Source organism: Paenibacillus sedimenti, from assembly GCF_014534655.1.
Lineage (GTDB): Bacteria > Bacillota > Bacilli > Paenibacillales > NBRC-103111 > Paenibacillus_E > Paenibacillus_E sedimenti.
Genome location: NZ_JACVVD010000001.1, coordinates 320397 through 330972, shown reverse-complemented (window position 1 = coordinate 330972; position 10576 = coordinate 320397). Strand labels below are relative to the sequence as shown.

Sequence of the window (10576 nt, the reverse complement as noted above, 5' to 3'; positions counted from 1 at the left end):
ACCATGTTTTGTTCTCTATCTAAAGCCAGATAACGTTGCCTGTGTGAACGACTTGCTTTTGAGCAGGGATCGCAGGGATTGGGTGAATGCTATCGATAACCGTCTGCATGACATTTTCTTGCTGGTTATGCAGAAAAAAATGATCTCCATCAAACATATGCAGCTTAAATTCGTTAAGCGTATGCTCATTCCATGCGGCCAAAGAGGCAACGCTGACATCGTAATCTGCATTCCCGCTGAAAGCGGATATCGGGCATTGCAGCGGCTGATCCTGAATATAGGCATAAGTTTCACATACTTCGAAGTCGGCTCGAAGCCTTGGCATTAGAAGCTGCATCAACTCCTCATTCTGCAGCACCGCTTCCGGCGTGCCGTTCATCCGTCTCAGCTCATTTTTGAACTGGTCATCCGGAAGCTGATGAAGCTTTTTCTTCGTATAAGGAAATCTGGGACCAGAACGCCCTGAAACAAATAAATGAACGGGATGTTTTCCATACTTTTTGCTTATTTGGCGGGCTGTTTCATAGGCGATCAAGGCGCCCATGCTATGACCGAAAAAAACAAAGGGGGTATGCAGCAACGGTTCGATCTCGACAACAATTGCTTGGACGATTTGCGTTAACGAAGTCATGGGAGATTCAAGTCCCCTGCTCTCTCTGCCAGGTAACTGAACGGGACACACTTCAATATTTTTCGAAAAAAAACGAGACCATTCACGAAACACCGAAGCTCCGCCTCCAGCGTACGGAAAGCAAAATAAGCGAAGGTCGGCACGGGAATTCACATTTGCATTCAAGAACCATGAATGAAGTTTGGATGTCATCTCTCTACCTCTTCCACTCTTTTTATTTTTTTATAGAAACCCTAACAGATTGTTATTTCCCCCCTGTCCCCAAACATATTCCTGACCCATCTTTAAAGTTAATGAAGATTTATTAGCGTAGTGTTAACTGAATAAGAAAAGATTATAAAGAAAATAATGGAAATTATTTAATTTTATGTGATCGAATTGTTAATAACAGGAAAATTAACGTGGTGAAATATCGCTTCCAACCTGCATAAAACTGGTAAAAGCAATTAAACTAATCAAGTATTGAATTTACTAAAATTAAAATCATCTTTATAAAAAAAAATTATAATACACACAAATGACCCCTCTTCATAAACAATTAAAATACAAAATTAGGAAAATAGTGCGATAATTGAGTCGGCTGGCCAGCCAAGTGAAAAAAATGAGAGGAATGAAATGATGAAGAAATTTGCCGCCTCCGTCTTTCTAGCATTCATGCTGGTAGTAAGCTTCGTTATTGCGCCTGCCACCGCTGCCGTTTCTAACCCAAACCTGAACAGAGTTCCGGGCACTTGGTCGCCGGGAGCGACGCCACCTAATCTGGATTCGAAATTGCCCGTCATTTTATTCGTACAAGGTCTCGGCAGTAATGCCGGTTCCTGGTATGACACCAATGACATGTATCAAACGGCCTACAATAACGGATATCAAACCGCTTTTATTGAATTGAACGATTCAGGCGGAACTCCCAAAAATATGTGGGACAACGGACAGCTGCTAGCTCAAAAAATTGCCGTCATCTCCCAATATTTCAACAAGAAGCTTATGATTGTCGCGCACAGCAAGGGAGGCGTGGATACGCAAGCTGCTCTAGTGCACTACAAGGCTTATCCGTACGTTACTAATGTGATCACATTGAGTTCCCCGCATCGCGGTTCGGAGCTGGCCGATCTTGCTTATTCAAGCTGGGCGGGATGGCTCGCCGACCTCATCGGCTACAAAAACGACGCCACTTATTCCATGCAGACCTCCTACATGAGCTACTTCCGTTCTATTACCGATTCGAACGCCAATAGTTCCTACAATAAGTTCTACACATTTGCCGGAAAAGGCTGGGCCGCCTCACCTAGCAGCTCTTACTTTGCCGGCGGACTTTATTTGTCGCTATTCGGAAATAACGACGGTGTGGTTACCGTAAACAGTTCCTATGTACCCAAGGGTACTATGATTAAGGTCGGTGAATGGGATCATAATACGATCCGCAAAGGCTCAACCACATTTTCATTATTCAAACCGTACTTAACCGCCACAGGCACAGCATCAACTAAAGCTGACGTTCAAAGCGAGCTCGTTACAATTGCAAGCAGTAAACCCTCCGATGCTCCGCAGGATATTACAGTCGGGACAGCAAGCAACTTGCTCGTACGCGGGGGAGCGCACAATGGAACAGCCAGCGAAAGCTTTCTTGTGGAAAACGATGTTCGGAGCCTTACCATAGACTGGATCTCCGATCAGAAGGCAGATCAAGTGGAACTGATTTCACCGACGGGAAAACAAACGAGTATCCAAGTTACATCTTATCAAGACGAACAAGTGTTCAAAAATGCTTGGCATCACATTGCCGTAGTGAATAATCCCGATCAAGGCGCATGGACATTCCAGGCACAAAACGCTAAACCCGGCGGCTACTTGATGGCCGTTCATTACGATTCCGATTTGGACAAATCCATTCGATTGAAGCTTAACAATGAGAAGACGAAGGCTCAAATTGGGTGGGATAAGGCTTCATTGAAAGGAGGCAAGCTTAACGTCCAATACCAAGTTGATTTTACTCCTGAGGGCAACCATGCCGGCGGCAAAAAGCAAACGACAAAAATAAAAGGCCTCGAATCTATTGATGAAAACAGCGAGGTAAATCTCACTGACGAAAACAGTCCCGGCGTCTACCAAGCTTCTTTCATCGTAAAGGGGCAAACTGAGAAAGGTATTCCTTTCGAAAGAACGCTGATTCGTTCCATTTACGTCGACGAAAAGGGTGAAAGGCATTAAGCCATTTATTTAAAAATAGGGCTATCCCTCAGGTCAATTCAGACCTTTCGAGATAGCCCTTTTCTCATTGCGGGTCGTAACGGAATCATTTCTTCTCAATCGTTACTTCTTTAAATGGCGTTGCATCCAATAGTGCGGATGGCTTTTGCTTCAAATAGGTGTCAAAAAAAGCGAGCACATACCTATTGATGACATATCGAGCCTGCTTGGGGGATAATCGAAGACCATCCATGAGGCGAAGGCCGGGAGACCATAAATAATAGTCCGTAAAGCTCATATGCTTGATCCCGCGAATGGTTACCTCATAACCACTGCCATTCCCGAACAAGGCGCGATTGCGAACCGGAATCTCAGTCTTATATTTGTCGTACGTCTGTTTGTTAACACCGATCTTCGCCAACTGTTGTTCATTCGGTTCCGCATTTTTACTTGTTTCTTCCACTTCTGTTTTCATCTGCATGAAGGGTTGTTTGAGCCCGTTTACAATCGTTTTGCCGAAAGGAGTTCCATCCATGTTGATTCCGGCTTTTAGCCGTTGATCGGCATAAAGCGTTTGGATCGTTGCCGCCCCTCCAAAGGAATGGCCCAGCATGCCGATTTGATCCGTATTGATTTTACCGGTTAGCAAACCTTGCGGGTCTTGCTTATCCAGCCTCTCAAATTGGTCCAGCACAAACTTCGCATCCTTCACCCAGACTTCGATCAGTCGATCCCAACCGTCCATATCGATCACGGAAGGAAGCTTATTCGTCTTAGGCGCAATGCGATGATCGGGAAATACGGTAGTCATCGCATAATACGGATGCTGAATGGCAGCGACAAGATAGCCGTGGCTTGCCAGCTCCTCCATTTGAGCAGTACTCGTAAACCGCGCTCCTGGCAGCCCGTGCGAGAACACAATGAGCGGATATTCGGCTAGTTCTGTAGAAAGAGGGGCCATCGCAAAAGAATTTGTTTGTACATGGCGCAAATAATAAGTCATGATAGCAGGAATGCCGTATTCCTTCTGCAGCGGTTGCCCAATCTGACGATACTCGGGTATATATAGTTCCTTAGCGGAGCCTTGATCGGCTTTCTGAGCGGGGTACCATAATTGTACGAGCAGCTCCCGCCTATCCTCAGGCGTATCCGTTAATATTTCCTCTCTTGACGCATCGATCCAATGGTAATTGACCGTTCCGACTGAATAGGGTCCAGATGGAGAATCGATGTTAAACACAGGAAAAAGGATGGGCAGTGCCGCAGAAATCGCCAAAAAGAACGGCAGCAGGAAGCGCCAAATGAAATGGGGCCTCTTACGTCGCTCTTTGTACCGCCTGTCGTTTACAAACAAATATAGCATATAACCCGCCGTCAGGCCGTAGAGCGGAATCATTTGCCATCTGTAGCCTTCGAAAATAAAATGTAACAGGCCAGTTCCAATAACTGCCACGCAGCTTGCCAAGCCAACCGCTCTTCGTCTAAACCAACTATCAACAATCCATGCCAATACATTGCTTACAAGCAGCATGGTCTCAAATAAACGCATGGCAGCCTCCCTTCCGGATATCATTACCATTATGTGCCAATTGAGCTCATAATATAAGAGTTCGAAGGGGATTGGAAATTTATGACTCGAGCAGGTCGACGTCAATGTGAATGACTTGATCAGGAAAATGCCGGGATTTCGCACATATGGATAGTTTATAGGCCGGATCAATCTCATATTGGATAAAATGATAGTCCGGTATTTCGTCTCCGGCGACCAAATGAATATTGGCACCTTGCTTGATGATGCTAAACGAATCCAATGGGAGGCTTAGCCCTCTCCCGTCTGCTTTGATCAAGCTTTCCTTCAACGTCCAAATGTCAAAAAAATAGGCCACCCGAAGCGAGGCCGGCAAAGTCATCAATTGCTCATTCTCCGCTTGGGAAAAAAATTGGCGGGCGATTTGCAAATCAATCTTCTGAATCTTCTCAACATCAATCCCTACGGTATCAGAATCAATGGCGCAGACGACCCAGTCTCCTGAATGTGAGACATTAAAGCAGACGGCTTCATTGCCGTCGATCACAGGTTTTCCATATGCATTTACGCCAAAACGGATCTCATGGCGAGGCAAATTGGTCATGGTGCCAATGGCATACTTGACCAACAACTCCCCTACCAACGAGCGAACAGCGTCTTCATATTTCAACATCCGCCCGACTTTATATTGTTTCTTCGGCGATAAATGATGAAACATCCGGTTAAACTTCCTTTTATCCAGCTCTTCCGACAGATGCACGGCATAAACATGCAGCGTGAGCAGATCACTACCCTCCCGCTTCATTTATTCGTAACGCAAAGATTCGATTGGCTGCATGTTGGCCGCCTTTTTAGCGGGATACCAGCCAAAGAATAAACCGACAGCCGTAGAAAATCCAAAAGCGATCACGATCGTCCATCCTGACAATATGAATTGCCACTTGGTGATTAGCGAAAAGCCAAGCGAACCTAGTATGCCGATTGTAATACCGACGACCCCGCCAAGAAGGCAAAGAATGATCGCCTCCATCATAAATTGCTGCAAAATCAGCCCCGGCGTAGCTCCGATTGCTTTGCGGGTACCTATCTCTCTGGTGCGCTCCGTAACGGACACAAGCATAATATTCATGACGCCGACTCCGCCGACCAACAAGGAAATGCCGGCAATAGACCCGATCAGAATCTGCATGACATTAAATACTACATCGAGATTACGCTGGAAATCCTCTACCTTCTGAACTTCATAATCGCTGCTCTCCGCGTTGTGCGCTTTGGCTAAGTGCTTCGTTATTGCTTTTCCCGCCTTATCCTTTTGCATGGAATCTGTGGTGTCTGCAATCACCATGAGGGTATCCAGCTCATTGTTGGAGCCCTCTTTAAGCAGAGGCATGGAATCGTAAGGCATATAAGCGGAATAATTTTTACCGTCCAGACCGGATAAAATCGATTTATCGGACTTGAACACGCCAACAATCTCGTATCTATTCCCATCCAGCGTGACCTTACGGTTAATAGCCTGATCTGCAGAGCCAAACTGGCTGGCCGCAAAATCCGATTCTACGACGATCACTTTTTGGCGCGACTTTTGTTCGCCTACGGTAAAAAATCGGCCCGATTCCATTTTCAAGTTATAAAATTTGACGATGTCCGCAAAAGTGCCCGTCATGTTGAACGTGATCGCGCTGTCACCCGACTTGGAAGACATCGTCATGCCCAAAGAGCCCGAGGCCGCTTGAACGCCCTCTAGCCTGCTCACCTGCTTTAAATCCGTCATGGTGATTTGGATTTTATCTGCTTTCGTCGCGCTCGTGGACGGCGTTACGAAGAAAACGCCAGGGGAATATTTAGCGAGCTCCGACACGACGGAGCCTTTGCCGATTTGCCCGATGGAGACAACCAAGACGACCGATGCGACACCGACGATAATGCCAATCATCGTTAGCAAGGAACGGAGCTTGTTCACTCTCAAGCTGTCCAAGGAAATCAAAAGATTTTTCCAAATACTCACAATCGCACACTTCCCTTTCGGCGGTCTTCGATGATCTCACCGTCTCCGAAACGGAGAATACGTTTGGCATGCTCGGCAATGTCCATTTCATGAGTAATGACAATTACCGTAGACCCTTCATTGTTCAGCTGAGTAAATAGCGCCATGATCTCATGAGATGACTTTTGATCCAGGTTTCCTGTCGGCTCATCGGCCAGCAAAATAGACGGGTTCATCGTGAGCGCTCTCGCAATGGCGACGCGCTGTTTTTGTCCGCCGGACAGTTCGGTCGGTCGGTGATGCACGCGCCCTCCCAAGCCGACTTTCTCCAGCAAGCTGATTGCCCGATCCTTACGAACCGGAGTTGTAACGCCTCCGTACAACATCGGGAGCTCGACGTTGCTCTGAACCGTTTGCCTCGCGAGCAGGTTGAAATTTTGGAACACAAACCCGATCTTCTTATTCCGCACCTTGGCAAGTTCTTTTTCGGTCAACGATTGGACTTCTTGATGATCCAACTTATAGGTGCCGCCGCTCGGAATATCGAGACAACCCAAAATGTTCATGAGCGTCGACTTTCCTGATCCCGAAGGTCCGATGATCGCGACATAATCCCCTTTCTCGACAATCAGATTCGTCGGCTTAAGGGCTTGCACTTCCAAGGCGCCATTGCGATAAACTTTATGAATTCCCTCCAGTGCGATCATTGTATGTCCACCTGCACACCGTCCTTCACGTCAGCTGACGGTGCTTCAATAAACTGCTCACCTGCTTGCAATCCTTCAAGAACTTCGATAAATTCGTCGTTTTCCTCCCCAAGCTTCACGTTGGTTCGAACGGCTTTATTAGCGACGACCTTAAATACGTAAGATTGCTGACCGTCCCGTTTTACGGCGCCAAGCGGTACGATGATATGAGAAGAGTTCGCCATCGTGATTTGAACGGTCGCTTTATATCCGGGACGAAGCTCCGGGGAAGGTTGTTCAAGATCGACCGTAAACTCAACGACCGACTCCTTGGCATCCAGCTCGGAAGCAACGGCAACCGGTGAAATATACGAAATGCTGCCGGCATAGGAATTCGTGAATGCGTCGCCCGTTACTTTGACCTTCATACCGACTTTAGCCAGGTTGGCATCATTTTCAGCCAAGTTGGCTTTAATCTGTAATTGTGATACGTTCGTAATCATAAATGAAGACGTGCCCGTCGTGATCTCTTGTCCTTCTTTGACGGAAATTCCGGTCACAATACCGTCGATGTCTGCCAGTAACCGATTCTTCTCAAGCTTTTTCCGGATATCATCGATATTGGACTCTGCATCTTGAATTTTCAAATCGTACAATTCCACATCAGCGGCACTATTTTCGTCAAAGGTTTCCAAGCTCGCTGCTGAACCCGTTTCGTTCATTTCTTTCTTCGCCGTTTCCAACGTTTGCTTTCTCACCTTTTCCTGATCATTCAGAAACTTTTCCTTCTCAGCTAGATTCAATTGAAGTTGATGCTTCTCTTGCTTCAGCTTCGCATCTAAATCCGTCGTGGACAAGGTAAGCAGCTCCTGACCTTTTCTGACAAGATCGCCTTTTTTGACATGGATCTTCTCAATGAAACCGCCGGATGTTACAAAATGTTCTTTGATGACTTTAGACTCGATTTTACCGTTCGCGAATACTTCTTTCGTGATGCTGCCTTCTTGCGTTGTGGCGACTTTTACCGCAGCCGCCGTGCTTCCTTTTGAGAAAAATACGCTTGTAACTAGTACGGCAACAACTAATAAGACGATAACCAATGCTCCCCAAAGCGCTTTTCTTAACACGATCATTCTCTCCCCATTCTTAGACATCGTTGCTTTTATGCCAAAAAACATTAAAGCTTCTTGGCAATAAAGCATGAGCTGTAAAGTTGAAACCCTTCTTGAAGGAAGTGGAACAATCACAGATGGATGACTTGAAGGATGAATCATGATTACTTTAACCGTTGTATGTTTGCTGTGTGTTATTTCCAAATAAAGTATTTATTGAGATAACTTATTAATCCGTCGTAACGAACCAATCCGCCTTTTGCGTCGCGAGCAGCTTTCTTTGCCCTTGAAATTCATCGTATAAACTAAGCTTATACTGCTTCAAGAAAGAAGACTTAAAAAGCAAATCGGCATCGGTTACTTGTATCTTGAAGTTTTCGTGTTTGCCGAGCTTCAGCTTCGTGCCCCCTGTTTCGGGCGTTTCACCGTCCACCGGATCAAAATCCTTCATCTCGAACCACTTCTCAAACGACTTTTGCCCGCCGCCGTCCTCAAATACAAGCACGAGCTTGTGTCCGTCTACATTCGTTTCCAAATAGCCTTCGCGACTGATTTCGTAGTTGAATTTCATAGTAAACGTGCTGTTTTCGATCATCGTTGCAATTTGATAGAGCGAAATCTGATAAGGGTATACGTCTACGTTCATCAGTGAGTTCTTCACATCTGTTTTCACTTCAGGAAGCATGAATGCCACGGGTTTCACATAAGAATCGGGTGTGCCGCCGCTTTCCGTCAACTTACCTTCCGTCACGGATTCACCGATGATCAGATGCATGTTTTCCGTCGAAAATCCTTTAGGCAGCATAGCTGAGACATTCAGCAGTGCAGCACCATTTGGACTTACTTTATTGGTGACTTCGGCAACCAAGGCAGGAAGGACCGTTCCGTCAGCTGATCTAAAATGAGCGACCGGTTTCGGGATCACCGTATACCTTTTCTCCAAATTCGTCGCTTCCACTTGTGCGATAACCAATGAGCTTGTATTGCTCGCATACCGATTCAGGCTGCGGATCTTAAAACCGGTTTTTCTTCCCTCATCGGCAAGGGTATACGTCTGATCCAAACTGTGAAAGGGAATTGCTTGTACCTCGGACTGGCTTGAAAACTCAACTACATCCGTAGTGACCGTATCGCTTTCTTTCTCTTGCAGCACCAACTTGATTCGCGAATACTTCGATGTATAAGGAATTTTACCAACCATTTGCAAATTCAAGGACGATCCGGACGCTATGCCGACTACGTTCGCCGTTTGTACCACACTTGCTTCGATTTTAACCGCATCGTCAAGAAGGAAATATCCGGTCAATTTCGGTAACGCGAGCGTATCCGGTCCTTTATTGCTTAAGGCCAAATCGGCGCTGAGCAGATCCTGATCTTCCCATGGAAGCCGGTATAAAGCATTCATTTCAGCCGAATAAACACCGGATTTGCTTGTAAAAGAGTATGCTTTGCCGATGGAACCATCCGGACTTAAGGTTGCGGCAGGAAGCTGAAATGCGGCTACCGGCAAGTTTATTTTCAAATCAGCGGCTGTCTCCGTGATGATAAGCTCCCATTGATCTGATGAAACGGCAACCGGGATCGTTCCGGCTAACTGGATTTCTTTGCTTTCTTTCGGCTTGATGGCCAAATCTTTGATTCCTTTCGCTTCTAATGGATACAGAAGCCCCTCTGGTGTACGGATCGAAAACATGTATGCCGGAATGGCAACCGCATTCCCGCCGATATTCTCAAGTGTCAAATAAACGGCAGGTACATGATATTTTTCGTTTTTGTTACTGACGAGCTTCTTGATCGAAGCTTTGACTTCCGTTTCTCCCACTCGAAAGATAGATCCTTCTTGTGGTGGAGTCACATCCGTGTAAGCTGCTGGTACGTAGACCTCCCCAAGCATTCTTTCGAATTTGGGCCGGTTTAAATCCCAATTCATAAACTGTACAACCAAATCTTGGAGCTGCGTATTTTCATTCACGTTCGCATAAAACGTAAGATCCACACTTGAGCCTGGAGCAACGGATGTCTTGTCTTTATCGGAAGGAAGCGGACGTGCGGAGAACTGGCTGCCCGCTTTGTTTTTTAATCGGATCCAATAATCGATCGCTTTTAACGCGCTGCTGCCTCCGTTATGTAGCGATACGTTGATCACGGCCAGTTTACTGTTCTGGGAAGCCGTTAAGTGAATTTGCTTTAATTCAAAGTAACTTTGTTCCGAAATGGAGACCTTTCCAATGATCGCGGATCCCTCCCCATCGGCAATAGCGGGGGTTACGGTGCTTAGTGTTAGCGAAATGGAAAATGCCAATGCAGCCAGTTTCATGAATGGGGACTTCATTTTCACAATTTCATCCTTTCTCCTCTATGGGATTTTTTGTATGTATTCGTTTTGGCCGGCGATATTCCTCTCGCTTAATAAATACTTCATGTATGACTGCATACTGGAGAACT

The 10576-nt window shown here is 46.1% G+C and carries 8 protein-coding genes; 1 reads left to right on the top strand and 7 read right to left on the bottom strand.

The window, feature by feature from the left end:
- Nucleotides 1-19: 19 nt before the first annotated feature.
- Nucleotides 20-823, bottom strand: a complete 804-nt coding sequence (locus tag ICC18_RS01135; RefSeq protein ID WP_188172544.1) for a thioesterase II family protein — start codon at nucleotides 821-823, stop codon at nucleotides 20-22.
- 423 nt (nucleotides 824-1246) lie between these two features.
- Here ICC18_RS01135 and ICC18_RS01130 point away from each other — a divergent pair, with 423 nt between their 5' ends.
- Complete coding sequence (locus ICC18_RS01130; RefSeq protein ID WP_188172543.1) at nucleotides 1247-2839, top strand: PGAP1-like alpha/beta domain-containing protein; 1593 nt, start codon at nucleotides 1247-1249, stop codon at nucleotides 2837-2839.
- A gap of 85 nt (nucleotides 2840-2924) precedes the next feature.
- Here the strand turns inward: ICC18_RS01130 and ICC18_RS01125 are convergent, their stop codons facing one another.
- The 6 genes from ICC18_RS01125 to ICC18_RS01100 all read right to left on the bottom strand — a co-directional run bounded on the left by ICC18_RS01125 (nucleotide 2925) and on the right by ICC18_RS01100 (nucleotide 10469).
- The gene (locus tag ICC18_RS01125) at nucleotides 2925-4367 is read right to left on the bottom strand and encodes an alpha/beta hydrolase family protein (RefSeq protein WP_188172542.1); all 1443 of its coding nucleotides are present in this window, start codon (nucleotides 4365-4367) and stop codon (nucleotides 2925-2927) included.
- Between the two features lie 79 nt (nucleotides 4368-4446).
- On the bottom strand, nucleotides 4447-5151 hold the full coding sequence (locus ICC18_RS01120) for a 4'-phosphopantetheinyl transferase family protein (RefSeq protein ID WP_188172541.1): 705 nt from the start codon (nucleotides 5149-5151) through the stop codon (nucleotides 4447-4449).
- Nucleotides 5152-6354, bottom strand: coding sequence for an ABC transporter permease (locus tag ICC18_RS01115; RefSeq protein WP_188172540.1), 1203 nt, complete (start codon nucleotides 6352-6354; stop codon nucleotides 5152-5154). It abuts the gene before it with no gap.
- Nucleotides 6351-7040, bottom strand: a complete 690-nt coding sequence (locus ICC18_RS01110) for an ABC transporter ATP-binding protein (protein WP_188172539.1) — start codon at nucleotides 7038-7040, stop codon at nucleotides 6351-6353. The genes ICC18_RS01115 and ICC18_RS01110 overlap by 4 nt, the downstream gene beginning before the upstream one ends.
- Nucleotides 7037-8146, bottom strand: coding sequence for an efflux RND transporter periplasmic adaptor subunit (locus ICC18_RS01105; RefSeq protein WP_188172538.1), 1110 nt, complete (start codon nucleotides 8144-8146; stop codon nucleotides 7037-7039). The genes ICC18_RS01110 and ICC18_RS01105 overlap by 4 nt, the downstream gene beginning before the upstream one ends.
- 214 nt (nucleotides 8147-8360) lie before the next feature.
- On the bottom strand, nucleotides 8361-10469 hold the full coding sequence (locus ICC18_RS01100) for a hypothetical protein (protein ID WP_188172537.1): 2109 nt from the start codon (nucleotides 10467-10469) through the stop codon (nucleotides 8361-8363).
- Nucleotides 10470-10576 lie beyond the last annotated feature (107 nt).

Coding starts and splice junctions, on each gene's coding strand:
- ICC18_RS01135 (WP_188172544.1), bottom strand. CDS start 823: ATGACATCCAAACTTCATTCATGGTTCTTGAATGCAAATGTGAATTCC.
- ICC18_RS01130 (WP_188172543.1), top strand. CDS start 1,247: ATGATGAAGAAATTTGCCGCCTCCGTCTTTCTAGCATTCATGCTGGTA.
- ICC18_RS01125 (WP_188172542.1), bottom strand. CDS start 4,367: ATGCGTTTATTTGAGACCATGCTGCTTGTAAGCAATGTATTGGCATGG.
- ICC18_RS01120 (WP_188172541.1), bottom strand. CDS start 5,151: ATGAAGCGGGAGGGTAGTGATCTGCTCACGCTGCATGTTTATGCCGTG.
- ICC18_RS01110 (WP_188172539.1), bottom strand. CDS start 7,040: ATGATCGCACTGGAGGGAATTCATAAAGTTTATCGCAATGGCGCCTTG.